The following is a 25,318-nucleotide window of genomic DNA, read 5'->3' as shown; positions in this document are numbered from 1 at the left end:
CATGATCAATATCGACCTGCAACAACTCGTCCAGGCCCTGGACGCCGACACCCGCCGTGACCTGGAGATCGCCGCCGAGCGCTGCGTCGCCCGGGGCGGCAGCCGCATCCTGGTGGAAGACCTCCTGCTGGCCATGCTGGAACGCACTGGCAGCCTGATCCACCGCGCCCTGCAGGACGGCGAGGTGGACGCAGCCGAACTGGCCGCCGCACTCCAGGCCAACCCGGAGCACAGTGCCTCGCGCAACCCGGTGTTCGCCACCGAACTGGTGCAGTGGCTGCAGGACGCCCTGCTGGTGGCCAACCTGGAACTGCAGCGCAGCCTGATCGACCAGGCCGCGCTGCTCCTGGCGCTGCTGCAGAACCCCCTGCGCCATGCGGGCACCCGCTACCACGCCCTGCTCGGCCGCATCAGCGCCGAACGGCTGCGGGACTTCGCCCGCGCCCAGCAGGCGGAGCCGGGCACGGCCAGCGCCCCGTCCACAGGGGAATCGCTGCTCAAGCGCTTCACCCACAACCTGACCCAGCAGGCCCGGGACGGAAAGCTGGACCCGGTGCTGTGCCGGGACTCCGCCATCCGCCAGATGATCGACATCCTCGCCCGACGCCGGAAGAACAACCCGATCGTGGTGGGCGAGGCCGGGGTGGGCAAGACCGCCGTGGTCGAGGGCCTGGCCGGCCGCATCGCCAACGGCGAAGTGCCGGACGCCCTCAAGGACGTCGAGCTGCTGTCCCTCGACCTCGGCCTGCTGCAGGCCGGCGCCAGCGTGAAGGGCGAATTCGAGCGACGCCTGAAGGGCGTCATCGACGAGGTCCGCAACGCCCCGATGCCCATCATCCTGTTCGTCGACGAAGCCCACACCCTCATCGGTGCGGGTGGCCAGGCGGGCAGCTCCGATGCAGCCAACCTGCTCAAACCGGCCCTGGCCCGGGGTGAACTGCGCACCATCGCCGCCACCACCTGGGCCGAGTACAAGAAGTACTTCGAGAAGGACCCTGCACTGGCCCGACGCTTCCAGCCCGTACAGCTCCACGAGCCCACCGTGCCCGAAGCGGTGACCATCCTGCGCGGGCTCGCCCGGGTGTACGAACGCAGCCACGGCATCTACCTGCGTGATGACGCCGTGGTCGCCGCCGCCGAACTCTCCGCCCGCTACCTCGCCGGCCGCCAGCTGCCGGACAAGGCCGTGGACGTCCTCGACACCGCCTGCGCCCGGGTGCGCATCAGCCTCGCGGCCGCCCCCGAGGCCCTCGAACGCCTGCGCGGCGAACAGGCCGAGGACACCCGCCAGCACCAGGCCCTGCGCCGCGACCTGGACGCCGGACTGCCGGTGGACGGTGCGACCCTCGACGACCTGGCCACGCGCCTTCGCCAGCGCGAGGACGAACTGCATGCCCTGGAGGCCCGCTGGGACCGCCAGCGCACCCTTGCCGAACAGTTGCTGGACCTGCGCCAGCGCATCGCCCGGCTGCGCCAGGGCGACGAAGCGGTGCCCGCCGAAGCACCGGGCCTGGCCGAGCTGGAAGCACAGTTGCAGGACACCCACGGCGCCCTGCGGGACCTGCAGGCCACCGAGTCGCTGGTCAGCTTCGAAGTCTGCCCACGCCTGGTGGCCGAGGTGATCAGCCACTGGACGGGCATTCCCCTCGCCCAGTTGGCCCGTGAACACAACGCCCGGGTGCTCAGCTTCGCCGACGACCTGCGCCAGCGCATCCGCGGCCAGGACCAGGCCGTGCAGGCACTGGACCGCGCCGTACGTGCCACCGCCGCCGGCCTGAACCGGCACGACGCCCCGGTGGGCGTGTTCCTCCTGGTGGGCCCCAGCGGTGTGGGCAAGACCGAGACGGCCCTGGCGCTGGCCGACCTGCTGTATGGCGGCGAGCGCTTCCTCACCACCATCAACATGTCCGAGTTCCAGGAGAAGCACACCGTCTCGCGCCTGATCGGCTCCCCGCCCGGCTACGTCGGCTATGGCGAAGGCGGCATGCTCACCGAGGCGGTGCGCCAGAAGCCCTACTCTGTGGTGTTGCTGGATGAAGTGGAAAAGGCCGACCCCGACGTGCTGAACCTCTTCTACCAGATCTTCGACAAGGGCATCGCCAACGACGGCGAGGGGCGCGAGATCGACTTCCGCAACACCCTCATCCTGATGACCTCCAACCTGGCCAGCGAGCGCATCGACAGCCTTTGCGCCGACGGCCACCAGCCCACGGCCGAGGCGCTGGAGGAGGCCATCCGTCCGCAGCTCGTGCGGCATTTCAAGCCGGCGCTGCTGGCCCGCATGCGCGTCGTCCCCTACTACCCCATCAGCGGTGCGCTGCTGGAAGAACTGGTGGGGCTCAAGCTCCAACGCCTGGGCACCCGCCTGCAGCGCCGCCAGCTGGAATTCAGCCACTGCCCGGAGCTGGTCGCGCACATCGCCAGCCTCTGCCAGCAGGCCGAGAGCGGCGCCCGGCTGATCGACCAGGTGGTGGAGTCCCGCCTGCTGCCCCAGGTGGCCGACCAGTTGCTCGCGGCCATGGCCACCGGCACCCCGGTCAGCCGCGCCCACGCCCGCCTGGGCGAACACGGCGCCATCGTCTGCGAGCTGTGCTGAGGAGATGGGCATGTTCGCGCAGATGCCGCAGCCGCTCGACTACGCCGAAACCCTGCTCGGGCAGTACGACCGGCTCGTCGGGCTGAGTGACAGCGACGAACTGCTGGGCAGCTTCGTCGGCGCCGCCGCCGAACTGAGCGGCTGCGAACTGGCACAGCTTTACCTGCTGGACGCGGCGCGTACGCACCTGGGGCTGACGGCGGAATACCTCGAACCCCGCCTCCAGCCCCGGGACCGCGCCACCCTGCCCGCCGACTACCGCGACCAGCAGCTGCTGCAGTACAGCCTGTGCCAGGGCCAGCCCCTCGCCCTGGCCGAACTCAACCCGGGCCTGCACGACACCAGCTTCCTCCCCGAGGAAGGCGGCCCCTGGCGGGCGCTGCTGTGCCTGCCCCTGCGGGCGCACCAGGGCGCCATTCGCGGTCTGCTGCTCTGCGCCACCCGCCAGGCCCGCGAGCTGGCGGCCTTCAGCGGCTCGCTGGAGCGCATGGGCCGTCTCATGCTGGCCCAGCTCGACCTGTTCCAGCGGTTGCAGCCCGCCGCCCGTGGCGACAGCTCTCGCAGCACGACGCCCCGCCCCTGCGCGCGCGGTTTCGGCCTGATCGGCGAGAGCAAGGTGATGCGCCAGACCTACCGCCTGATCGGCAAGGTCCTGCACAGCCCCTACACCGTGCTCATCCACGGCGAGACCGGCACCGGCAAGGAGCTGGTGGCCCGCGCGATCCACGACCACGGCCCAAGGCGGGAAGCCCCCTTCATCGTGCAGAACTGCTCGGCCCTGCCGGAGCAGTTGCTGGAAAGCGAACTGTTCGGCTACCGCAAGGGCGCCTTCACCGGCGCCGACGCGGACCGCGAAGGGCTGCTGGATGCGGCGAACGGCGGCACGCTGTTCCTCGACGAGATCGGCGACATGCCCCTGGCGCTCCAGGCCAAGCTGCTGCGGGTACTGCAGGAAGGCGAAGTCCGCCCGCTGGGCACGCCCCACCCGCACCGGATCGACGTGCGCATCATCGCCGCCACCCACCGTGACCTGCAGGCCATGATCGCCGCCGGCGAGTTCCGCGAAGACCTGTTCTACCGGCTGTGCCAGTTCCCCATCGAACTGCCGCCGCTGCGCCAGCGGGGCGAAGACATCCCCCACCTCGCCCGCCACTTCGCCAACCAGGCCTGCCGTTTTCTCCAGCGCTCGCCCTGCCTGTGGTCGGAGGAGGCGCTGGAGCGACTGGCCCGGCACCCCTTCCCAGGCAACGTGCGCGAGCTGAAGGCCCTGGTGGAGCGCGCCGTGCTGCTCTGCGACGGCGAGCTGCTGCCGTCCCACTTCAGCCTGCGTGGCACGCCCCTGCCCAGCGGGCAGCCCCTGAGCCTGCGTGAGCGCCTCGACCACTACGAGCGCGGCCAACTCATCGACGCCCTGCGCCGCCATGACGGCAACCGTGCACTGGCAGCCCGCGAGCTGGGCCTGCCCCGCCGCACCCTGCTGTACCGCATGGACCGCCTCGGCATCGGCACGGCGGATCTCTGAAGCGCCCGGCCATGCCCCTACCCCACTCACCCCCGACTTCCAAAGGAGGATGCCCGATGTTCCCCCGCACCCTACGTGCCCTCGCAGGCCTGGCGCTGTGCATCGCCCTGGCCGGCTGCAGCGGCAACTACAAGTTCGACGACGGCGACTACCGCCCGCTCGGCACCCCGCAGATCCTCAACCGCGGCAACTGACCGCCAGGGAGCGACCCGCCATGGAACTGGTTCTAGAAATCGTTGGTGCCCAGCAGTTCGTCCCGACCACCTCCGGTCGCCGACGCTTCCTCCGCGCAGGCGGCAGCCTCGGCCGTGCCGAAGATTGCGACTGGGTGATCCCCGACCAGCAGCGCCACCTGTCCAACCGCCACGCCCGCGTGAGCTACCGCGACGGGCGCTACTTCCTTACCGACACCAGCAGCAACGGCATCCGTCTCAAGGACTCGGGCGCTCACCTGCCCAAAGGCGAGGCCCACCCCATCGAGAACGGCACGGTGTTCTGCATGGGCAGCTTCGACATCCAGGCCCGCCTGGTGGCCACCCAGGACATACCGCTGGAGGACATCGGGCGGCCGACCCCGGCCGGCAGCATCATCCCCGATGACTCCTTCCTCGAGCTCGACCCCCTGGCGAGCCTCGACCAGGAAGAAGAAGCCGACCGGGACGACCTCCACGGGCTGCTCCAGGCCCCTGACGAACCCCTGCGCCAGCCCCACGACCACGCGCCCATCGAGCGGGACAGCCTGCCCCTGCCGGAGCTGGTGCCCCCAACCGAGCCGTCTGCAGCGCCCGTTGCTGCCGCCGAGGTGCCGGCCAGCTTCTGGGAGCGCCTGGGTGATGCCCTGGGTGTCGACCTCGCCCGGCTCGATGCGGCCGAGCGCGAAGCCCTCGCTCTGGAAGCCGCCCACCTGCTGCGCCAGTGCGTCCAGGGCCTGCAGCAGAGCCTGAGGACCCGTGCGGAAATCAAGAACGAACTGCGCCTGCCCCTCACCTCGGTGCAGAACACCGACCTCGGCCCCCTGCGCACGCTCCTCGACGGCCGCGACAGCCTCGGCGCCCTGCTCGCCCCCGTACAGACCGGCGCGCCCACCGCACGGCTGGCGGTGGCACGGGCCTTCCGCGACCTGCAGGCCCACCAGGTGGCCCTGCTCAGCGCCAGCCGCGCCGCTGTCCGCGCCACCCTCGACCACTTCGCGCCCGAGCCGCTGGCCCTTCGCCTGGAGCGCGACGGACGCCTCTCGCGGCTGAGCGGAGCCGGCGGCCGCTGGCGCGCCTACCAGCGTTACCACCAGCGCCTGCGCCACGACGACGACTGGACCGAACGCCTGCTGGCCCGCGATTTCGCGCAGGCCTACGAGGAACAGGTCCGCCTCATCGCCACCCTTCACGGCAACCCAAGGGAATGATCGCCATGCCCCGCTTCAAATCCTTCACCCTCCTGGCCGTGCTGGCGCTTCTCAGCGCCTGCTCGGCCCTGTCGCCCTACTCCGAGCTGACCAAGCTGGACCTCGACCTGCAGGCCAGCGACCAGTTGAACCCCGATCTCGACGGCCGCCCCTCCCCCGTGGTGCTACGCCTGCTGGAACTCAAGCATCCGGTGGCCTTCGAGAACGCCGACTTCTTCAGCCTCTACGAACGCGCCCGGGAAACCCTCGCCCTCGACATGGTGGCCAGCGAAGAGCTGGAGATCCGCCCCGGCGAGCGCCGCGAACTGAAGCTCAGCATCGACAAGGACAGCCGCTACGTAGCCCTGCTCGCGGCCTACCGCGACCTGCCCGAGACCCGCTGGCGCTATGTGATCGCCGTGCCGCCCCAGGAGCGCACCCGGATCACCCTGCACCTGGAGCGCAGCGGCCTGTTCGAACCCCACGACCTGCCCAACCGCGAGGTGCGCTGACATGCACACCCACAAGGTCATCTGGCGCGAAGGCATGCTCCTGCGCCCCCAGCATTTCCAGCAGAACGACCGCTACCACGACAACCAGATCCGCCAGCGCACACGCCTGCTCAGCCGCTACTGCTGGGGCTTCTTCCACCTGGAGATCGACCCGCAGTTCCTCGCCACCGGCAAGCTGGTGCTGAGCCAGGCCGCCGGCGTGATGCCCGACGGCAGCCTGTTCGACCTGCGCAGCCGCAGCGAGCCGCTGGCACTGGACATCCCGCCCAACACCAACAAGACCCCGGTGTACCTGGCCCTGCCCCTGGTCACCGGCAACCACATCGAGGCCCGCCGCAGCGACCAGGCCGACGTGCTGGCGCGCTACACCGGCCATGACCTCGACGTGGCCGACTCCAACGCCGGCGAGGACTCCAGCACCCAGATCACCTGCGCCCGCCCCGACTTCCGCCTGCTCCTCGGCGAGCAGCGCAACGACGAGGCCTACGTACGGCTGAAGCTCTGCGACGTGCTCGACACCTCCCCGGAAGGGCGCATCACCCTGGACCCGGCCTTCATCCCCAGCCACCTGCACCTGGCCGGTTCCGCCTACCTGCTGTCCTGCCTGAAGGAAGTCATCGGCATGCTCGGCCACCGGGGCGACACCCTCGCCGAGCGCATCCGCTCCAACGGCCAGGTGGCCGGTGCCGAGGTCGGTGACTTCATGATGCTGCAGCTGATCAACCGCACCGACCTGCTGCTCCGCCACTACCTCGACCAGGAGCACGTGCACCCGGAGGAGCTCTACCGCACCCTGCTGGCCATGCTGGGCGAGATCACCACCTTCTCCAGCGACAGCAAGCGTGCCCGCCTCGACAGCCGCTACCAGCATAACGACCAGGGCGCCAGCTTCCGCGCCCTGATGGATGCCCTGCGCCAGGCGCTGTCCATGGTGCTGGAGCAGCACGCCATCGAACTGGCCCTGCAGCAGCGCCAGTACGGCATCCTCGTGTCGCCGCTGAAGGACCACACGCTGCTCTCCACCTCCTCCTTCGTGCTCGCCGCCAGCGCGCAATGCGAGCCCGAGGAACTGCGCCAGAACCTGCCCTCGCACCTCAAGGCCGGCGCGGTGGAGCAGATCCGCCAACTGGTCAACCTGCACCTGCCCGGCATCCGCGTGCGCCCGCTGCCCGTGGCGCCCCGGCAGATCCCCTTCCACGCCAACAAGACCTACTTCGTCCTGGAAATCACCGCGGAGGAGCGCAGCCAGCTGGAACGTTCCGGCGGCTTCGCCTTCCACGTATCCGGCGAATTCGCCGGGTTGGACCTGAAGTTCTGGGCCATCAGGAACTGAGCGCATGCACAAGGAAATGGACTATCCACAGGACGACCGCACCGTCCTGCTCGACCGCCGCAGCGACGCCCCTCATCGCGGCCCCCTCACCGACCTGGCCGACGCCCCGCGCCTCGAACAGCTGGAAAGCCGCATGGTGCATGCCGCCCGGCTGCGACCGGCGGAGGCCTTCAACATCAGCCTCAACCCGCTGGTCTCCGCCGCCGCCAGCCTGCTGTCGGAGATCGTGCGGCTCAAGCACAGCCAGCAGGGGGAGGACCTCGCCGTCCTCAACCAGGCGCTGGCCGACGGCGTTCGCCAGTTCGAGCAGCACGCCCTGCAGGAAGGCCTAGAGAACGGCGACGTGATGGCCGCCCGCTACGTGCTCTGCACCGTGCTGGATGAAGCCGTGGTCACCACCGCCTGGGGCGACCAGAGCACCTGGGCACAGATGAGCCTGCTCAGCCAGTTCCACAACGAAACCTTCGGCGGCGAGAAGTTCTTCCAGTTGCTGGACCGCCTGACCCGCAACCCGGTCAAGCACCTGGCCATGCTGGAGCTGATGTACCTCTGCCTGGCCCTGGGCTTCGAGGGCAAGTACCGGGTGGCGGCCCGCGGCATGCTCGAACTGGAGGCCATCCGCGACAGCCTCTACCGGCAGATCCGCCACCTGCGCGGCGACGTGCCCCGCGAGCTGTCACCCCAATGGCAGGGCCTGCAGGAGCCCGGGCGCGGCCTGGTACGCAGCGTCCCGGCCTGGCTGGTGGCAGCCCTCACCCTGGCCTGCCTGCTGGCCATCTACGCCGGCTTCGCCTGGGTGCTCGACGATCAGCGCGAAGCCGTGCTGCAGCCCTTCCTCCCGGCCGCCTCCGGCCCACTGGACCTCACGCCGTAACACAGGGACCGTGTCATGAAAGATTTCTTCAAGAAGCTCGGCGCCGTGCTGCGCCGGACCTGGGTCTGGAGCCTGCTGCTGGTGCTGATGCTGGCCCTGCTGGTGTGGTTCGCCGGCCCCTTGCTCGGCATCGCCGACCACAAGCCGTGGGAAGACGCCGGCAGCCGGCTGCTGAGCATCGCCGTACTGTTCCTCGGCTGGGGGCTGTTCATCGTCTTCAGCACCTGGCGAGGTGCCCGCAAGCGCGAGGCGCAACAGGCCACCGAGGACGGCCAGGAGCAACTGCGCCGTGAGGAGGAGGCCAGCGAGGAACAGCGCGAACTCGCCGCCCGCTTCAAGGACGCACTGCGCACCGTGCAGCGCTCCAGCCTGTACAAGGGCCAGGGCGAACAGCGCCGCCGGGACCTGCCCTGGTACCTGGTGCTCGGCCCCCAGGGCAGCGGCAAGACCACCCTGCTGGACTTCTCCGGGCTGGACCTGCCGCTCAACCAGAACGACCGCACCCTCACTCGCGACACCCACGGCACCCGCTACTGCGAGTGGTACTTCGCCGAGCAGGGCGTGCTGATCGACAGCCCCGGGCGCTACCTCACCCAGGGTGATCCGGAGGTGGACGGCGGCGCCTGGAACAGCCTGCTGGCCCTGCTGCGCAAGCGCCGTCGCACCCGCCCGCTCAATGGCGTGATCGTCAACCTGCCCCTCGACCTGCTGGCGAGCGGCGACGAGCAGGCCCTGGACGCCCTGGCGCGGCAGGTCCGCAAGCGCCTGCAGGAGATCCACCAGCGCCTGCATGCGGAAGTGCCCGTCTACCTGGTCCTCGGCAAGGCCGATACCCTGCCCGGCTTCGACGAGTTCTTCGACCACCTGTCCCGCGAGGAGAGCGACCAGGTCCTCGGCGCCACCTTCCGCGAGGGGCAGAACGGCACCAGCGGCCAGGTGGTGCGACAGGAGTTCGAAGCCCTGCTGCGGCGCCTCACCAGCCAGGTCATCACCCGCATGCACCAGGAGCGGGACACCGGCCGGCGGGGGCGCATCCTCGACTTCCCCACCCAGCTCGGGCGTATCGGCGAGCCGCTGTGCGTGTTCATCGACATGGCCTTCACCGGCAACCGCTACCAGCGCGCCAGCCTGCTGCGCGGTTTCTACCTCACCAGCGCGCCGCACCTGCTTCAGGAGCTGGACGAAAGCACCGCCCGGGTCGGCGCCAACCTGGGCCTGCGCAGCAGTGCCCTGCCCACCCTGCGCGGGGGGCGTGCGCGCTTCATCCACCAGTTGTTCAGCCAGGTGATCTTCCCGGAGGCCGACCTGGCCGGGCTCGATCCGCGCGAAAAACGCCGCATCGATTGGGGCCAGCGCGGGCTCTACGCCGGTGCGTTCGGCTGCGTGGCGCTGTTCGGCCTGGCCTGGGCGGCGGGCTTCAGCAGCAACCACCAGCGCCTGGAAGCCGTGCGCGACCATGGTCGGGTGATCGAGACCCAACAGGCCCTGCTCGACCCTCGCGAAGATGCCCGCGCCGCCCTCACGCTGCTGGACCACAGCTTCGCCGCCACCCGCGTATTCCCAAGCGCCGCCGAGCGCTCGCTGCTGGAACACAACGGGCTCTACCAGGGCGGACGCAGCCAGCCCGTACTCGACGACGCCTATGGCCGCGCCCTGGAGCAGCAGTTGCTGCCGCGCATCGCCACCAGCCTGGAGGGCCAGGTACGCGCCAGCCTGGGCAACCGCGAGCGCCTGCTGGCCAGCCTGCGCGCCTACCTCATGCTGAACCTGCCGGAACGGCGCGACGCGGCCTTCCTCAAGAGCCAGCTGCAGGCCGAATGGTCGCTGCGCTACGGCGGCGATGCCGCGACCCAGGCCGCGCTGACCGAGCACCTCGACCGCCTGCTGGCGCGCACCTTCGTCTACCCGCTGAACGAGCCCCTGGTGGCCCAGGCCCGCCAGCGCCTGCGCAGCGAATCCCTGGCCGCCGTGGTCTACCGCGTACTCCGCGACCAGGCCCGCAGCCTCCCGGAGTACAGCTTCGCCCAGCGCCTGGGGCCACAGGGCGCGCTGTTCTCCGGCACCGACTACCGCATCCCGGGCTTCTACACCCGCCAGGGCTACCAGCAGTTCTTCTCCGCCAAGGGCCTGCCCACCGTGCGTGAGCTACTACGGGACAACTGGGTGATGGGCGAAGGCGGTAACCTCAGCGTGCAGGACCTGGGCCGCCTGATGGTCGAGCTGCAGCAGCTGTACTTCCGCGACTACGCCAACCACTGGAGCGAGGCGATCAACCGCCTGAAGCTGGAGCCCCTGCTGGACACCTACCAGGGCGCCGAGCAACTGGCCGGGCTGACCGCAGCCAACTCGCCGCTGCTGCAATTGCTGGTGGAGGTGCGCGAGCACACCCGTCTGCCCGGCATCGCCGACGCTACCTCCGAGGCACCCGCCGAAGGCGCCAAGGCCGATGGGGCCCTGGGCAAGGTCGCCGCCGTCGCGGAGAAAGCCCGGGATGCCCTGGCCAGCAACCTGCCGGACACTGCGCGGCTGACCATGGAGCGCCGCTTCGAAGCCCTGCACCTGTTGCTGGACGACAACGGCGGCGCCGCAGCCGACCTGGTCCCGGTCATGCGTGCGCTCAACGAACTGCAGCTGCAATTGGCCACACTGGCCCGCTCCAGCCAGCCGGAGCAGGCCGCCTTCGACCTCGCACGCAACCGCATGGGCGGCCAGAGCGACGCCCTGGCCAACCTGCGCAGCAGCGCCTCGCGGCTGCCCCAGCCGATCGGCGGCTGGCTGGCGATGATGGCGGGGGAAAGCTGGCACCTGATCCTCAGCGGTGCCCACCAGTACCTCAACCAGCGCTACCAGAGCGAGCTGTACGGCTTCTATCTGAAGGCCCTGGACAAGCGCTACCCGTTCAACCCGCGCAGCCACAGTGACGTCGCCCTGAGCGACTTCCGCGAGTTCTTCAAGACCCAGGGCCTGGCGGAGCGCTTCTTCGACACCTACCTCAAGCCCTTCGTGATCGGCACGCCCGGCGAGTACCGCGTGCGCTCGGTGGACGGCGGCAGCCTGCCCATCGCCCGTGGTTTCCTCGACCAGATGGCCAACGCCCAGGCCATCCGCCTGAGCTTCTTCGCCGACAACCCCAACGAGCCGCAGGTGCGCTTCCGCCTGGAGCCCTACTCCATCGACCCGGCCCTGAGCCGTGCGGAGTTCCGCTTCGGCGACCGGCTGATGGAGTACCGCCATGGGCCCATCGTGCCCATGTCCTTCAAGTGGCCCACGGAGGCCGAGGAAGGACGCAGCAGCCTGGTGCTGGAGGAGCTCAGCGGGCGTCGCATCGGCGTCGAGCGCAACACCGGCCCCTGGTCGCTGTTCCGCCTGTTCGATCAGATGCAGGCCGAATACCACAGCGGCCGCGACGTGCTGATGCTCAAGGCGGAAGTGGACGGCCTGCGGGCTCACTACCTGGTGCAGAGCCAGCGTTCGCCGAACCCCTTCGACCTCGGCATGCTGCGTGCTTTCCGCCTGCCGGTGAGCCTCTGATGCCGGGCGCCGCCTGGACCAGCGCCGCCCGCACCCACCCTGGCAAGGTGCGGGCGCGCAACGAGGACGCCTTCCTGGACAGCCCGGGCCAGGGCCTGTGGGTGGTGGCCGACGGCATGGGCGGCCACCACGCCGGTGACCGCGCCAGCCGCCTGGTGGTGGAAAGCCTGGCCGAGCTGCCCGCCACGGGGGATTTCGCCAACCGCTTGCAGCACCTGCGCCGCCACCTGCACTGGCTGAACCGCAGGCTGGCGGACGAACTCACCGTCACCGACGGCCAGCGGCGGATCATGGGCAGCACGGTGGCCGCCCTGCTGGTGGAGGGCAGCCGCGCCGCCTGCGTGTGGGCCGGGGACAGCCGCTGCTACCTGTGGCGCTGGGGCTGCCTCTACCAGCTCACCCGCGACCACTCGCTGCTGCGGGAGCTGATCGAGGACCGGGGCATGAGCCCAGAGCAGGCCGGCCGCCACCCGTCCGCCCATGCCCTGACCCGCGCCCTGGGCGGTGACGGCGACTTCGCCCTGGATGTGCTGGAGCTGGAGCTGCACCCCGGCGACACCTTCCTGCTCTGCAGCGACGGGCTGTACCGCGAGCTGGACGAGGTGGCCCTGAGCCAGGCCCTCAGCCTCGCCTCGCCTATCGCCACCCTGGAGCAGCTCTTCGAGCAGGCCCTGCAGGGGGCGGCCCCGGACAACCTCACCGCCGTGGTGGCGCGCCGATGAGCAAAGCCAGGCGCCGCCGCAAGCCACGCCCACCTACCACGCCGGCATCGCACGAGAGTTTCGCCTGTACCAGCAGCGCGCCGGCGGCCGACCTCGGCGAACTGCCGACCGTGCTCAGCGGACGCTACCGCCTGGAGCGCCTGCTGGGCATCGGCGGCATGGGCTCGGTGTACCGGGCACGGGACCTGCTGTGGGAACAGTTCGGCGAACCGTCGCCCTGGGTGGCGGTGAAGCTGCTGAACGAGGAGTTCGCCACCATCCCCGATGCCAGCGCACTGCTCTACAGCGAGTACGCCCTGGCGGTACGCCTGCGTCATCCGGCCATCGTCCGCTTGCATGCCTTCGAGGTGGACACCGCCTGCCGGCGTGCCTTCATCACCCAGGAGCTGCTCAAAGGGCTGCCCCTGGATCACCTGCTCTGCGACCGCCCGACCGGGCTGCCCTGGCCGGAGCTGCGGGAGATCGCCGTGCCGCTGCTCGGCGCCGTCGCCCACGCTCACCGCTGCGGTGTGGTGCACGGCGACCTGAAGCCGAGCAACGTGATACTCACCGACGCGGGGTCACGATTGTTCGACTTCGGCCTGGCCCATGCCGACAGCGGCCTGCCCACCCTGGCCCGGGAACGGATCGGCGCCTGGACGCCCCGCTACGCCGCCCTGGAACTGCTCGACGGCGACAGGCCGAGCCCTGCCAGTGACCTCTACGCACTGGCCTGCGTGCTCTACGAACTGGCGACGGGGCGCCACCCCTATGGCCGGCTGGACGCCCGCCAGGCCCTGGAGCAGCACTGCCACCGGCGCCTGGAAGTACCCGGTGCCTTGCCCCTGGGAGCCTGGCGCGCCTTGCGGGCCGCTCTGGCGCCGACGGCCACGGCGCGCTGCATTGGGCTGGAGGAGCTGGAGGCGGCCTTCCGGCGCCGGGGGCCGTTGCTGCCGGAATGGATCAGGCGCCCCTTGGCGCGGATATGAAAAAGCCCCGCCAAGGCGGGGCTTCTTCATTCACGCTGCGCCTCAGAACTGCGCGGCGTCCAGCAGGTAGAGCGAGTCGCTGCCGGCCTTGACCGAGGCGGTCAGGGAGTGGATGCGCGGCAGCAGGCGGGCGAAGTAGAAGCGCGCGGTACCGAGCTTGCTGGCGTAGAACTCGTCCTGGCCTTCCTTGCCGAGGGAGGCGCGGGCCATCAGCGCCCACATGTAGGCATAGGCGGTGTAGCCGAAGACCTGGAGGTACTCCACGGAAGCGGCGCCGATCTCGTTGGGGTTGGTCTTGGCGCGCTCCAGCAGCCAGGCGGTGAGGTCGTCCAGGTTGGCAATGGCAGCCTTCAGCGGCTCGGTGAACTCGGCCAGCTCGGCCGAAGCGCCGCTGGCGAAGGCCTTCACCTCGTCGGCGAAGTGCTTGTAGAACGCGCCGCCGCTACCCACCACCTTGCGGCCGGCGAGGTCCAGGGCCTGGATGCCGTTGGTGCCTTCATAGATCTGGGTGATGCGGCAGTCGCGTACCAGTTGCTCCTGGCCCCACTCGCGGATGAAACCGTGGCCGCCGAAGACCTGCTGGCCGTGGACGGTGGTTTCCAGGCCGAGGTCGGTCAGGAAGGCCTTGGCCACCGGGGTGAGCAGGGCGACCAGTTCCTCGGCGCGCTTGCGCACCACCGGGTCCTCGCTGTACTTGGCGGTGTCCAGTTGCAGGGCCACGTAGCTGGAGAACGCACGGCCACCTTCGTTGAAGGCCTTCATGGTCAGCAGCATGCGGCGCACGTCCGGGTGGACGATGATCGGGTCGGCGGCCTTGTCCTTGGCGACCGGGCCGGTCGGGGCGCGGCTCTGGATACGCTCGCGGGCGTATTCGATGGCGCTCTGGTAGGAACGCTCGCCGGTGGCCAGGCCCTGGATGCCGACGCCCAGGCGCTCGTAGTTCATCATGGTGAACATCGCGGCCAGGCCCTTGTTCGGTGCATCGACGATCCAGCCGGTGGCGCCGTCGAAGTTCATCACGCAGGTGGCGGAGGCCTTGATACCCATCTTGTGCTCGATGGAGCCGCAGGACAGGCTGTTCTTCTCGCCCAGGGAGCCGTCTTCGTTCACCAGCACCTTGGGCACCAGGAACAGGGAGATGCCCTTGGGACCGGCCGGTGCGTCGGGGAGCTTGGCCAGTACCAGGTGGATGATGTTCTCGGTCAGGTCGTGCTCGCCACCGGTGATGAAGATCTTGGTGCCGGTGATCTTGAAGCTGCCGTCGGCCTGGGGTTCGGCCTTGGTGCGGATGATGCCGAGGTCGGTACCGGCATGGGGCTCGGTGAGGCACATGGAGCCTGCCCAGGTGCCGGCGTACATGTTCGGCAGGTACTTCTGCTTCAGCTCTTCGCTGGCGTGGGCGTTGATGGAGAGGCAGGCGCCGGCGGTCAGCATCGGGTAGAGGCCGAAGGACAGGTTGGCGGAGTTCACCATCTCTTCCACCTGGGCGGAGATGACCTTGGGCATGCCCATGCCACCGAACACCGGATCGCCACCGACGCCGACCCAGCCGCCTTCGGCGTAGGTGCGGTAAGCCTCGGGGAAGCCGGCCGGGGTGCTCACGCGGCCGTCGTTCCACTGGCAACCTTCTTCGTCGCCGGAGCGGTTCAGCGGTGCAATGACGCCGCTGGTGACCTTGCCGGCCTCTTCCAGGATCGCCGACGCGGTATCGGCATCGACCACCTCGGCCAGGGCTGGCATTTCGGACCATAGCTTGGCGACGTCGAAGACTTCATTGAGGACGAAGCGCATATCGCGCAGGGGCGCTTTGTAGTCAGCCATGTGCAAACCTCGCAGGAACTCTCAGGTGGCCGGTCAGGCCGGTTTCACGGGACAGGCCGGCAGTGTATCCGAACAACTCGACAGACACATAGGGTCAGTGTGTGACCAGATAAAATACATCAGTCACCAAGCTTGACCCTTGTGAAAAGGCCCGCACGCGGCGGGCCCGGTCGTTCTGACGATAGGCCGTCAGAGGGCGAACTGCTCGGCGGAGAGGGCCATCAGGCAGTCGCTGCCGGCTTCCGCTGCGGCCTTGTGGGCAGCGGTGCGGGGCAGCAGGCGCTTGAAGTAGAAGTCGCAGGTGAGCAGCTTCGCTTCGTAGAAGGCGGCTTCGCCGGTGCCGGCGTCCAGCTGCTGGCGAGCGACCACCGCCATCTGCAGCCAGAAGTAGGCCAGCACGATGTAGCCGCTGTACATCAGGTAGTCCACGGAGGCGGCGCCGACTTCGTCGGGGTTCTTCATCGCCGCCATGCCGATGCGCTGGGTCAGTTCGCCCCACTGGCGGTTGAGGTCGGCCAGTTGCGCCACCTGGGCCTTGAGTTGCGGGTGCTCGGCCTGGGCCTGGCAGAACTGGTGGACACGCTTGGTGAAGCCCATCAGCAGCTTGCCCTGGCTGCCCAGGACCTTGCGGCCCAGCAGGTCGAGGGCCTGGATGCCGTTGGTGCCCTCGTAGATGGGGGCGATGCGGCAGTCGCGCACCAGTTGCTCCATGCCCCACTCGCGGATGTAGCCGTGACCGCCGAACACCTGCATGCCGAGGTTGGTGGCTTCGAGGCCGGTCTCGGTCATGAAGGCCTTGCAGATGGGGGTGAGGAAGGCCAGCAGGTTCTCGGCCTGCTCGCGCTCTTCGGCGCTTTCGGCGCCGTGGGCGATGTCCAGTTGCTGGGCCGTGAAGTACGCCAAGGCGCGGTTGCCCTCGTTGAAGGCGCGCATGGTCAGCAGCATGCGGCGCACGTCCGGGTGGACGATGATCGGGTCGGCGGGCTTGTCCGGCGCCTTGGGCCCGGTCAGGGCGCGCATCTGCAGGCGTTCGGTGGCGTAGCGCACGGCGCCCTGATAGCTGGCCTCGCCGAGGCAGAGGCCCTGCATGCCGGTGCCCAGGCGGGCGTGGTTCATCATGGTGAACATGCAGTTCAGGCCCTTGTTGGCCTCGCCGATGAGGAAGCCGGTGGCGCTGTCGAAGTTCATCACGCAGGTGGCGGAGGCCTTGATGCCCATCTTGTGTTCGATGGAGCCGCAGGACACGGCGTTGCGCTCGCCGATGCCGTCTCCCCGGGGCAGGAACTTGGGCACGATGAACAGGGAGATGCCCTTGGTGCCGGCGGGGGCGTCGGGCAGCTTGGCCAGGACGAGGTGAACGATGTTCTCGCTCATGTCGTGCTCGCCGGCGGAGATGAAGATCTTGGTGCCGGAGATGGCATAGCTGCCATCGGCCTGGGGCACGGCGCGGGTCTTGATGATGCCGAGGTCGGTGCCGCAGTGGGGCTCGGTCAGGCACATGGTGCCGGTCCAGCGACCTTCGGTGAGGCGGGTCAGGTAGGTCTGTTTCTGTTCTTCGCTGCCGTGGGCATGAATGGCGGACATGGCGCCATGGGTCAGGCCCGGGTACATGGCCCAGGACTGGTTGGCCGAGGCGACCATCTCGCTGACGATCAGCCCGAGGGAGTGCGGCAGGCCCTGGCCACCGTAGGTGGGATCGGCGGAGAGACCGTTCCAGCCGCCCTCGACGTACTGGGCGAAGGCTTCCTTGAAGCCCTTGGGCGTGGTGACCACGCCATCCTTCCACTGGCACTCCTCCTCGTCACCGGAACGGTTCAGCGGCGAGAGTACCTGCTCGCAGAACTTGGCGCCCTCTTCGAGGATCGCGGCGACCATGTCGGGGCTGGCATCGCTGGCGCCGATGGCGGTGTAGGTGACGGGGAAGTCGAACAGCTCGTCGGTGAGGAAGCGCATGTCGCGCAGGGGGGCCTTGTACTCGGGCATGGCAGGGTCTCCTTGGCTGCGCCAGGCTCGGCGCCAATCTCCGGACCCTAAAGGCTGGGCGCCCCCTCGACAACGACGCTGCGGGCGCTGAATGCAGCGCCATAACCGGCCGTTCAGGTGGCCGGCTGGCGCACCCGCACGGCGCCCCGACGCGCCTGGCCGTGGAGGAAGACGCGGTTGCGCCCGGCGCTCTTGGCGCTGTACAGCGCCTGGTCGGCGGCCTTGATCACCTCTTCCGGGGTGCGCTGCTCGGCGTCGCGTTCGGCCACGCCGATGCTGATGGTCACCGAGACGCTCTGGGCCGCCGCCGCACCGCGCTTGGCGCGGCCCTGCTGGTCGTTCTTAGGCCGGCTGTCACGGTCACGCAGGTGCAGGGCATAACGCTCGATGGCCTCGCGCACGGCCTCCAGGTGGGGCTGGCATTCCTCCATGCTCTTGCCGGCGAAGACGATGGTGAATTCCTCGCCGCCGTAGCGGTAGGCCTTGCCGCCCCCGCCGACCCGCCGCAGTTGGCTGGCGACCATGCGCAGCACCTGGTCGCCGACGTCGTGGCCGTAGGTGTCGTTGAACTTCTTGAAGTGGTCCACGTCGGTCATGGCCAGCACGTAGTTGCGCCCCAGCCGCTGCAGCCGTTCGTTGAGCGCGCGACGCCCCGGCAGGCCGGTCAGTTCGTCGCGGAAAGCCATCTGGTAGGCCTCGTGGGCCACCGAGGCGGTCAGGGCGAGCATGGTCAGGCTGGTCATCGCATGCAGGGCGTGGGGCAGGATGAACACCTTCGGCAGCATCCACCAGAGCCCCGCCAGGGCGATCACCTGGGCGGCATGCTGCGGCCGGGGCTGGCGCAGGTAGGCGATGCCGAGGGCCAGCAGGGCGATGACGAAGGCGAAGTAGGAGAGCTGCACCAGGCTCATCCAGCTGCCGTGGAGCAGCGGCCAGCGCACGGGGGTGACGAAGGCCAGCATCGCCTCGGGGTAGCTCCGCCCCAGGGCCATGACCACGCCGAGGGTGGCCAGCAGGACGGCGCTGCGGGCGACGAAGTCCTGCAGCAGGTGGGTGCGCTCCTGCCAGCAGCCGAACAGGCCGAACAGCAGCGGCAGCACCAGACTGGTGAGGTGGAAGACCAGGGCCGCATCCTCCCGCACCACATGCTCGGCCTGGAAGTAGTCGACCTGGGTGTCCAGCAGGTAGTAGCCGATGTAGATCGAGGCCAGCAGGAAGAGCTGGCGAAGGCGCCCATAGGCGGCGCAGAACGAGCCGCCGAGCAACAGCAGCAGGGTGGGCAGGACGTTGAACAGGGAGACGAAGAACTCGTTCATGTCCGCCAGGGTTCCCGCCACCGCACCGCCGAGCACCAGGGCCAGCGGCGGCAGGAAATGGCTGAAGCGGAATGACGGGAGTGTCCGCACGCGTCTGGGTCCGACTGGTTGGAAAGCAGGCCATATGATGGCACTTCCGCCGATCACTGGCACTCAGCCGGACGACGCACGGTGCCCGGCAGGGGACCGGAAATGAAGAAGCCCGCCGAAAGGCGGGCTCCTTCTAGACACGCAGAACTCAGTAGCCCAGGGCGAAGTCTTCTTCGGCCAGGTCCATGAGGTTGCTGGCGCCGGACAGCATGGTTTCCACGTGGGTGCGGGTACGCGGCAGGATGCGCTTGAAGTAGAAGCGCGCGGTCTGCAGCTTGGCCTTGTAGAAGGCGGCGTCGCCTTCGCCGGCAGCCAGCTTCTCGGCAGCCAGGCGAGCCATGTCGGCCCAGAAGTAGGCCAGGCAGGCGTAGCCGGAGTACATCAGGTAGTCCACCGAGGCGGCACCGACTTCCTCGCGGTCCTTCATGGCGGCCATGCCGACCTTCATGGTGACCTCGCCCCACTCCTTGTTCAGCTTGGCCAGCGGCTCGACGAATTCCTTGACGGCTTCGTTGCTCTCGTTCGCCTGGCAGAACTTGTGGACGATCTTGGTGAAGCCCTTCAGCGCTTCGCCCTGGGTCATGAGGATCTTGCGGCCCAGCAGGTCGAGCGCCTGAACGCCGGTGGTGCCCTCGTACATCATGGAGATGCGGCAGTCACGCAGGTTCTGCTCCATGCCCCACTCGCTGATGAAGCCGTGGCCACCGTAGATCTGCATGCCGTGGGAGGCGGCTTCGAAGCCGACTTCGGTCATGAAGGCCTTGGCAATGGGGGTCAGGAAGGCCAGCAGGGAATCAGCGGCTTTCTTCTCTTCCTCGTCCTGGCTGTACTTGACGATGTCCACCTGCTTGGCGGTGAAGTACACCATGGCGCGGTTGCCTTCGGCGAAGGCCTTCATGGTCAGCAGCATGCGACGCACGTCCGGGTGGACGATGATCGGGTCAGCGGCCTTGTCCGGCGCTTTCGGGCCGGTCAGGGAACGCATCTGCAGACGCTCGCGGGCGTACTTGATGCCACCCTGGAAACCGATCTCGGCGTGGGCCAGGCCTTGCAGCGCGGTACCCAGGCGAGCGGTGTTCATGAAGGTGAACATGCAGTTCAGGCCCTTGTTCGCCGGGCCGATCAGGAAGCCGGTGGCGCCGTCGAAGTTCATCACGCAGGTGGCGTTGCCGTGGATGCCCATCTTGTGCTCGATGGAGCCACAGGTCACGGCGTTGCGCGCACCGACGCCGCCTTCGGCGGTCGGCATGAACTTCGGCACGATGAACAGGGAGATGCCCTTGGTGCCCGCAGGGGCGTCGGGCAGGCGGGCCAGTACGATGTGGACGATGTTGTCGGCCATGTCGTGTTCGCCAGCGGAGATGAAGATCTTGGTGCCGGACACCTTGTAGGTGCCATCGGCCTGGGGCTCGGCCTTGGTGCGCAGCATGCCCAGGTCGGTGCCGCAGTGCGGCTCGGTCAGGCACATGGTGCCGGTCCACTCACCGGAAACCAGCTTGGTCAGGTAGGTGTGCTTCTGCTCGTCGGTGCCGTGCTGCTCGATGGTGTTCATCGCGCCGTGAGACAGGCCGGGGTACATGCCCCACGCCCAGTTGGCTTCACCGACCATCTCGCTGATGGCCAGGCCCAAGGACTCCGGCAGGCCTTGGCCACCGTGCTCGACGTTGTGGGCCAGGCTCGGCCAGCCGCCTTCGACGAACTGCTTGTAGGCTTCCTTGAAACCGGTCGGGGTCTTAACACCCTCGGCGGACCAGGTGCAGCCTTCGGTATCACCGACGCGGTTCAGCGGAGCGATCACCTGCTCACAGAACTTGGCGCCTTCCTCGAGGATGGCGTCGACCATGTCCGGGGTGGCGTCCTGGCAGCCAGGCAGGCTCTGATAGTGCGCTTCGTAGCCAAGCAGTTCATCGCGAACGAAGCGGATATCACGCAAGGGGGCCTTGTAATCAGGCATAGCGGTAAACCTCTACGGTGGTTCCTAGTTAGGTGACCGGTGAATCGGTCGCTTACAACTTCACGGTAGTCGTTGCCGGCTGCAGGGTGCCGCCCGCAATCAAACAGGTGTTTGAAACATACGTTTCGCACAGACCCTTGTCAAGCATCCACGCGGTGCCGTCAGGCACGGGTGTCCAGCAGGGGCGGTGCCTGTTCCGGTTGGGCGATCTGCGCGTAGAGACCCAGGTCGCTGGAGGCGCTGGCCGGGGCGGATGGCGACGCAGCATCGGCCTGGCTTCCGCCGCCGGCTTCCTCCAGGCGCAAGCGAGCCAGCTCGATCCGAGCCTGGGCGGCATGGCCGGCGGCACGTGCCGCCACCTGGCGGTCCTGGGCGGAAGGGTCGGCGGGCGCGAGGGCCGCGCGCTGCACGATGTCCATCTTGCTGAGGGTCGCTTCGGGGTCATTGGCCACCGGGCTGGCGTCGATGCTGACTTCGCCACCGACCGCATAGGCGAGACCGTCGGGGCCGCGTTCGAAGTCATAACTGGGGGCGCCGGCGTAGCTGCCGCCCACCGAGGCATGCGCCTGCTCGTGGGCGCGAACCTTGCGATCGATGCTGACCAGTTCGGCGACACGCTGCTGGTCTTCCTGGCTCAGCTCGGTGCCTTTGCTGGATGAACCCTGCTCAGACGAACGTGAAGAAGTGCCAGAAGAACGATTGGGGGTTTCGAGGGCAGTCGATGAGGGACCACCCGCCGCCCCTGCCGACGCACGGGAGCGCGTGATGCTGACGAGGGGATCGAGAGCGAGACTGCCGATCCGCATAAGGCCCTCCGCGCCTGAGCCCGCTCACCGGCCTCTGCCGCGAAGATGGGAGAGAGAGCGGGGATCAGGCCTTGGTGTCGACCAGCGTGCCGAGCACGTCGTCGGCTGTTTTCACGACCTTGGCACCTGCCAGGGCCTGGTACTTGCCGACGTCCAGGTCCACCAGGTTGGAAGCCAGGTCGGCGTTGCTGCGGTCATCCGAATCACCATCGGTACGCGCAGCCTGGGCATCGGTCGAACGCTGGACCGGCGCGCTGGCGATATCCGACGCGGCCTTGTCGATACGCTGCTGACCGGACTGCAGGGCGTTGAGCCCGTAGCTGAATGCACTGCCTGAGATTTCCATCGTCAACCTCGAACCAAGGGAACCACGTCGTAATTGAAGCAGATGCCGCTTAAAAAACGTACAAACAAAACGCGATGGACGACCGACGGCTTATAGCGGCAGCTTCAGCGGATGCAGGTCCAGATGCGCGGCGACGGCCTCGGCTGACGGCACCTCAAGGCGTGGCACGCGCCCAAGGCACGGCGCCGGCAGGCGCTCGGCGAGGGTCACGAGGTTTTCCTCCAGCCGCGAAGTGGCCGGGTCGACGATGTTGGCCACCCAGCCCGCCAGCACCAGGCCGTCCCGCTGGATCGCCTCGGCACTCAGTACGGCGTGGTTGATGCCCCCCAGGCGCACGCCCACCACCAGGATCACCGGCAGGCCCAGGCGCACCGCCAGATCAGACAGGTTCTCCCCACCCGCCAGGGGCACGCGCCAGCCACCGGCCCCCTCCACCAAAGTGAAGTCGGCGTTGCGCGCCAGCACCGCGTTGACCGGCCCTGCCAGCGCTTCGACATCCAGCTGCACCCCCGCCTCACGTGCCGCCAGATGCGGTGCGATGGCCGGTTCGAAGGCGAAGGGATTCACCTCCTCATAACGCAGCGGCAGGCTGCAGCCCGCCAGCAGGCCGAGGGCATCGCTGTTGCGCAGCCCCTCGGCGGTCCGCTCGCAGCCGGAGGCCACCGGCTTGGCGGCGGCGGTGCTCAGCCCGGCATTGCGGGCGGCCTGGAGCAGGCCGCAGGCGATGGTGGTCTTGCCGATCTCGGTATCGGTCCCGGTGACGAAAAAGGCAGCGCCCATTCAGGTCTCCTTGCGTAGCAGGCCGTGGACGACCTGGTAGGTCGCCGGCAACCCCAGGGCCTCGCGCCGCTGTTCGTAGGCATCGACCAGCGCCCGCATGCGGGCTCGCCCGGTCAGGCCGCCGGGGCGCCCAGGGTTGAGGTTGTGAGCCCCCAGTGCCTTCAGCTCGTGGGTCAGCTGGCGCAGGTCGGGGAAGTGCAGCACGTGGGGACGGCGCTCCAGTTGCAGCACCTGCAACCCGCTGTCGGCGCACAGCGCCTGGTAGTGGGTGAAGGCACGGAAGCGGTTCACGTGGGTGAAGCCATCCACCTCGCGCCAGCTGTCGCGCAGCTCCTGCAGGGTGCCGACGCAGAGGCTGCTGAACACCAGCAGGCCACCGGGGCGAAGCACCCGCCGCGCCTCCGCCAGCACCGCAGGGAAGTCCTCGCACCACTGCACGGCCAGGCTGCTGAACACCAGGTCCAGGCTGGCATCGGCCAGCGGCAGGTGCTCGGCGTCACCGGCGATGAAATGCGCTGCTCCACCCAACGGGCGAGCGTGCTGGAGCATGCCCTCGGCCAGGTCCAGGGCCAGGCCCTGGGCACGGGGGAAACGCTCCGCCAGTTGGCGGGAGAAGTGCCCCGTTCCGCAGCCCAGGTCGAGCCAGCGCTGTGGTTCTAAGCCATCCGGCAGGCTCGCCAGCAGGTCGGCACCGACCTGGCGCTGCAGGCCGGCCACGGCGTCGTAGCTGGCGGCGGCGCGGGAGAAGGACGCCGCCACCTGGCGCTTGTCCGGCAGGCCGGGCACGGGTGGTACGGGGAATTCAGACATCGTCACCTTCGAACATGAATGCCAGCATCGCCGCCGCAACGGCATCCGCGCACTCCACCGGCAAGCCGTGGCTGGCCTCGGGGATCACCGATACCTCCACATCCGGCAGCTCCTCCAGCAGAGCATCCGCCGCCGAAGCGGGCACCAGGGTGTCGCACCCGGCGAACAGGTGCAGTTGCGGCCCGGTGAAGCGGCCCAGGGCCGCGCGGGTATCCAGCTCGGCCAGCAGCTGCAGGCCGGCCGCGAGGATCGTCGGCTCGGTGGCCGGCTGCGTCACCTGCAGCTGCCGCGCCAGGGTGCGCGGGTCCCGCGCGCCCTGGCTGACCAGCAGGCGGAAGCGCTTGAGGGTCAGCTCCGGGTCGAGCCCGAAAGCCTCCTGGAAGTCGCCGAACACATCGGCGCGCATGGCACTCGGCCAATCGTCGCGGGCACGGAAGCAGGCATTGGCAGCCAGCCCGATCAGGCCCCGGCAGTGCGTATCCCGCCGCGCGGCCAGTTCGGCGGCCAGCATGCCGCCCAGGGACCAGCCCGCCAGCCAGCTGTCGCCGGGCAGGCGCGCATCCAGCTCGTCGAGCCAGGCGGCCGGGTCGTCCAGCTCCGGCAACGGCTGGATCTGCACCGCCAGGTGCGGGGCGCGCTCAGCCAGGGCGTCGCGCAGGGGTTCGAGTGCAGCCGGGCCCAGGGCCCAGCCGGGGATGAGGATCAATCGGTCACGCATCGGGTTGTCCTTCTTCGGCCAGCAGCTTCCAGCTTTCGGACAACGCCACCAGCAGACGTTCCACCTGCGCCTCGCTGTGGGCGGCACTGAGCGTCACCCGCAGGCGCGCGGCACCGACCGGCACCGTGGGCGGGCGGATCGCGCCGACCAGCAGCCCGCGCTCGCGCAGCAGGGCCGACAGCCGCAGCGCACGAGCGCTGTCACCCACCAGGATCGGCTGGATCGGCGTGGGGCTGTCCATCAGGTCCAGGCCGATCTCGGCGGCGCCCTCGCGGAAGCGGTGGATCAGCGCATCCAGGTGCTCGCGGCGCCAATGCTCGCGCTGCAGCAACTCCAGGCTCTTCAGGGTTGCGCAGGCCACCGCCGGCGGCTGGCTGGTGGTGTAGATGTAGGGTCGGGCGAACTGGATCAGGCTCTCGATCAGGTCGTCGCTGCCGGCCACGAAGGCACCGGCGGTGCCGAAGCCCTTGCCCAGGGTGCCCACCAGCACGGGCACGTCCTCCAGGCCCAGGCCGAAGTGCTCGACGATGCCGCCGCCCTGGGCGCCAAGAGGCCCGAAGCCGTGGGCGTCGTCCACCATCACCCAGGCGCCCCGGGCGCGGGCCGCGGCACACAGGCCGGGCAGGTCGGCCAGGTCGCCGTCCATGCTGAACACGCCGTCGGTCACCACCAGGGTGTTACCCTCGGCCTTGTCCAGCCGGCCCTCCAGGCTGGCGACGTCGTTGTGCAGGTAGCGGGAGAAGCGCGCCCCGGAGAGCAGCCCGGCGTCCAGCAGCGACGCGTGGTTGAGGCGGTCCTCCAGCACGGTGTCGCCCTTGCCCACCAACGCGGTCACGGCGCCCAGGTTGGCCATGTAGCCGGTGGAGAACAGCAGCGCCCGTGGCCGCCCGGTGAACTCGGCCAGGGCCAGTTCCAGATCGTGGTGCGGGCCGCTGTGGCCGATCACCAGGTGCGAGGCGCCGCCGCCCGCGCCCCAGCGCTCGACACCGCGCATGAAGGCGGCCTTCACCTCGGGGTGGTCGGCCAGGCCCAGGTAGTCGTTGGAACAGAAGGCCAGCATCGGCCGGCCATCCACCACCACCTCAGGCCCCTGGGGCGTTTCCAGCAGCGGGCGTTGGCGGTAGAGGTTTTCCGCACGGCGGGCGGCAAGGCGGGAGGCGAGATCGAAAGGCATCGCAATGGCTCACCGGCAGCGGGCAGGCGGCCTACGGCGGCGCACCTGCCTTACGGGGAATGGGGTGGCGGGCGCGAGCAC

The 25,318-nt window shown here is 69.0% G+C and carries 20 protein-coding genes; 10 read left to right on the top strand and 10 right to left on the bottom strand.

Annotation, left to right across the window (positions count from 1 at the left end; translation table 11 throughout):
- The first annotated feature begins 1 nt into the window (after position 1).
- The 10 genes from tssH to SZ55_RS22455 are packed head-to-tail and all read left to right on the top strand — an operon-like array spanning position 2 to position 13,439.
- On the top strand, positions 2 to 2,596 hold the full coding sequence (gene tssH, locus SZ55_RS22500; protein ID WP_044411965.1) for a type VI secretion system ATPase TssH: 2,595 nt from the start codon (positions 2 to 4) through the stop codon (positions 2,594 to 2,596).
- Positions 2,597 to 2,606: 10 nt separating this feature from the next.
- Positions 2,607 to 4,118: a sigma-54 interaction domain-containing protein gene (locus SZ55_RS22495; RefSeq protein ID WP_044411963.1), complete on the top strand. Its 1,512-nt coding sequence runs from the start codon at positions 2,607 to 2,609 to the stop codon at positions 4,116 to 4,118.
- Between the two features lie 56 nt (positions 4,119 to 4,174).
- Complete coding sequence (locus SZ55_RS22490) at positions 4,175 to 4,312, top strand: hypothetical protein (protein ID WP_044411960.1); 138 nt, start codon at positions 4,175 to 4,177, stop codon at positions 4,310 to 4,312.
- Positions 4,313 to 4,332: 20 nt separating this feature from the next.
- Positions 4,333 to 5,520, top strand: a complete 1,188-nt coding sequence (tagH, locus tag SZ55_RS22485) for a type VI secretion system-associated FHA domain protein TagH (protein WP_044411958.1) — start codon at positions 4,333 to 4,335, stop codon at positions 5,518 to 5,520.
- 5 nt (positions 5,521 to 5,525) lie between these two features.
- Positions 5,526 to 6,011 (top strand): type VI secretion system lipoprotein TssJ, encoded by a 486-nt coding sequence (gene tssJ, locus SZ55_RS22480; RefSeq protein WP_044411955.1) that lies wholly within the window; start codon positions 5,526 to 5,528, stop codon positions 6,009 to 6,011.
- Between the two features lies 1 nt (position 6,012).
- A complete protein-coding gene (tssK, locus tag SZ55_RS22475; protein ID WP_044411952.1) occupies positions 6,013 to 7,344 on the top strand; it encodes a type VI secretion system baseplate subunit TssK in 1,332 nt (443 codons plus the stop codon).
- A gap of 4 nt (positions 7,345 to 7,348) precedes the next feature.
- Entirely contained in the window at positions 7,349 to 8,218 is an 870-nt protein-coding gene (gene icmH, locus SZ55_RS22470) for a type IVB secretion system protein IcmH/DotU (RefSeq protein WP_044411949.1), read from the top strand.
- Between the two features lie 15 nt (positions 8,219 to 8,233).
- Entirely contained in the window at positions 8,234 to 11,749 is a 3,516-nt protein-coding gene (tssM, locus tag SZ55_RS22465) for a type VI secretion system membrane subunit TssM (protein WP_044411946.1), read from the top strand.
- A complete protein-coding gene (locus SZ55_RS22460) occupies positions 11,746 to 12,471 on the top strand; it encodes a PP2C family protein-serine/threonine phosphatase (protein ID WP_044412072.1) in 726 nt (241 codons plus the stop codon). The genes tssM and SZ55_RS22460 overlap by 4 nt, the downstream gene beginning before the upstream one ends.
- Positions 12,468 to 13,439 (top strand): serine/threonine-protein kinase, encoded by a 972-nt coding sequence (locus SZ55_RS22455; protein WP_044411942.1) that lies wholly within the window; start codon positions 12,468 to 12,470, stop codon positions 13,437 to 13,439. Before SZ55_RS22460 ends, SZ55_RS22455 begins: the two co-directional genes overlap by 4 nt.
- Positions 13,440 to 13,481: 42 nt before the next feature.
- Here the strand turns inward: SZ55_RS22455 and SZ55_RS22450 are convergent, their stop codons facing one another.
- The 10 genes from SZ55_RS22450 to bioF all read right to left on the bottom strand — a co-directional run bounded on the left by SZ55_RS22450 (position 13,482) and on the right by bioF (position 25,237).
- On the bottom strand, positions 13,482 to 15,260 hold the full coding sequence (locus tag SZ55_RS22450) for an acyl-CoA dehydrogenase C-terminal domain-containing protein (RefSeq protein WP_044411940.1): 1,779 nt from the start codon (positions 15,258 to 15,260) through the stop codon (positions 13,482 to 13,484).
- Positions 15,261 to 15,449: 189 nt separating this feature from the next.
- Positions 15,450 to 17,243 (bottom strand): acyl-CoA dehydrogenase C-terminal domain-containing protein, encoded by a 1,794-nt coding sequence (locus tag SZ55_RS22445; protein WP_044411938.1) that lies wholly within the window; start codon positions 17,241 to 17,243, stop codon positions 15,450 to 15,452.
- A 113-nt stretch (positions 17,244 to 17,356) separates the two neighbouring features.
- Entirely contained in the window at positions 17,357 to 18,649 is a 1,293-nt protein-coding gene (locus SZ55_RS22440; RefSeq protein WP_044411935.1) for a GGDEF domain-containing protein, read from the bottom strand.
- Positions 18,650 to 18,797: 148 nt separating this feature from the next.
- Complete coding sequence (locus tag SZ55_RS22435) at positions 18,798 to 20,603, bottom strand: phenylacyl-CoA dehydrogenase (protein WP_044411932.1); 1,806 nt, start codon at positions 20,601 to 20,603, stop codon at positions 18,798 to 18,800.
- Positions 20,604 to 20,764: 161 nt separating this feature from the next.
- Positions 20,765 to 21,409, bottom strand: coding sequence for a putative metalloprotease CJM1_0395 family protein (locus SZ55_RS27690; protein ID WP_044411929.1), 645 nt, complete (start codon positions 21,407 to 21,409; stop codon positions 20,765 to 20,767).
- Between the two features lie 64 nt (positions 21,410 to 21,473).
- Positions 21,474 to 21,755: a hypothetical protein gene (locus SZ55_RS22425; protein ID WP_044411926.1), complete on the bottom strand. Its 282-nt coding sequence runs from the start codon at positions 21,753 to 21,755 to the stop codon at positions 21,474 to 21,476.
- Between the two features lie 90 nt (positions 21,756 to 21,845).
- On the bottom strand, positions 21,846 to 22,535 hold the full coding sequence (bioD, locus tag SZ55_RS22420; RefSeq protein WP_044411923.1) for a dethiobiotin synthase: 690 nt from the start codon (positions 22,533 to 22,535) through the stop codon (positions 21,846 to 21,848).
- Complete coding sequence (gene bioC, locus SZ55_RS22415) at positions 22,536 to 23,345, bottom strand: malonyl-ACP O-methyltransferase BioC (RefSeq protein ID WP_044411920.1); 810 nt, start codon at positions 23,343 to 23,345, stop codon at positions 22,536 to 22,538.
- A complete protein-coding gene (locus tag SZ55_RS22410; protein WP_044411917.1) occupies positions 23,338 to 24,063 on the bottom strand; it encodes an alpha/beta fold hydrolase in 726 nt (241 codons plus the stop codon). Before SZ55_RS22410 ends, bioC begins: the two co-directional genes overlap by 8 nt.
- Positions 24,056 to 25,237, bottom strand: a complete 1,182-nt coding sequence (bioF, locus tag SZ55_RS22405; RefSeq protein ID WP_044411914.1) for an 8-amino-7-oxononanoate synthase — start codon at positions 25,235 to 25,237, stop codon at positions 24,056 to 24,058. Before bioF ends, SZ55_RS22410 begins: the two co-directional genes overlap by 8 nt.
- Between the last annotated feature and the right edge of the window lie 81 nt (positions 25,238 to 25,318).

Source organism: Pseudomonas sp. FeS53a (assembly GCF_000931385.1).
In the GTDB taxonomy this organism is placed as follows: domain Bacteria; phylum Pseudomonadota; class Gammaproteobacteria; order Pseudomonadales; family Pseudomonadaceae; genus Metapseudomonas; species Metapseudomonas otitidis.
Note: the sequence above shows the minus strand (reverse complement) of the source record. Positions and strands in the feature narration are given on the sequence as shown.

What these genes read in the sequence shown, in the direction of transcription:
- tssH (WP_044411965.1), top strand. Translation starts at nt 2, where the DNA reads ATGATCAATATCGACCTGCAACAACTCGTCCAGGCCCTGGACGCCGAC.
- SZ55_RS22495 (WP_044411963.1), top strand. Translation starts at nt 2,607, where the DNA reads ATGTTCGCGCAGATGCCGCAGCCGCTCGACTACGCCGAAACCCTGCTC.
- SZ55_RS22490 (WP_044411960.1), top strand. Translation starts at nt 4,175, where the DNA reads ATGTTCCCCCGCACCCTACGTGCCCTCGCAGGCCTGGCGCTGTGCATC.
- tagH (WP_044411958.1), top strand. Translation starts at nt 4,333, where the DNA reads ATGGAACTGGTTCTAGAAATCGTTGGTGCCCAGCAGTTCGTCCCGACC.
- tssJ (WP_044411955.1), top strand. Translation starts at nt 5,526, where the DNA reads ATGCCCCGCTTCAAATCCTTCACCCTCCTGGCCGTGCTGGCGCTTCTC.
- tssK (WP_044411952.1), top strand. Translation starts at nt 6,013, where the DNA reads ATGCACACCCACAAGGTCATCTGGCGCGAAGGCATGCTCCTGCGCCCC.
- icmH (WP_044411949.1), top strand. Translation starts at nt 7,349, where the DNA reads ATGCACAAGGAAATGGACTATCCACAGGACGACCGCACCGTCCTGCTC.
- tssM (WP_044411946.1), top strand. Translation starts at nt 8,234, where the DNA reads ATGAAAGATTTCTTCAAGAAGCTCGGCGCCGTGCTGCGCCGGACCTGG.
- SZ55_RS22455 (WP_044411942.1), top strand. Translation starts at nt 12,468, where the DNA reads ATGAGCAAAGCCAGGCGCCGCCGCAAGCCACGCCCACCTACCACGCCG.
- SZ55_RS22450 (WP_044411940.1), bottom strand. Translation starts at nt 15,260, where the DNA reads ATGGCTGACTACAAAGCGCCCCTGCGCGATATGCGCTTCGTCCTCAAT.
- SZ55_RS22445 (WP_044411938.1), bottom strand. Translation starts at nt 17,243, where the DNA reads ATGCCCGAGTACAAGGCCCCCCTGCGCGACATGCGCTTCCTCACCGAC.
- SZ55_RS22435 (WP_044411932.1), bottom strand. Translation starts at nt 20,603, where the DNA reads ATGCCTGATTACAAGGCCCCCTTGCGTGATATCCGCTTCGTTCGCGAT.
- SZ55_RS27690 (WP_044411929.1), bottom strand. Translation starts at nt 21,409, where the DNA reads ATGCGGATCGGCAGTCTCGCTCTCGATCCCCTCGTCAGCATCACGCGC.
- SZ55_RS22425 (WP_044411926.1), bottom strand. Translation starts at nt 21,755, where the DNA reads ATGGAAATCTCAGGCAGTGCATTCAGCTACGGGCTCAACGCCCTGCAG.
- bioD (WP_044411923.1), bottom strand. Translation starts at nt 22,535, where the DNA reads ATGGGCGCTGCCTTTTTCGTCACCGGGACCGATACCGAGATCGGCAAG.
- bioC (WP_044411920.1), bottom strand. Translation starts at nt 23,345, where the DNA reads ATGTCTGAATTCCCCGTACCACCCGTGCCCGGCCTGCCGGACAAGCGC.
- SZ55_RS22410 (WP_044411917.1), bottom strand. Translation starts at nt 24,063, where the DNA reads ATGCGTGACCGATTGATCCTCATCCCCGGCTGGGCCCTGGGCCCGGCT.
- bioF (WP_044411914.1), bottom strand. Translation starts at nt 25,237, where the DNA reads ATGCCTTTCGATCTCGCCTCCCGCCTTGCCGCCCGCCGTGCGGAAAAC.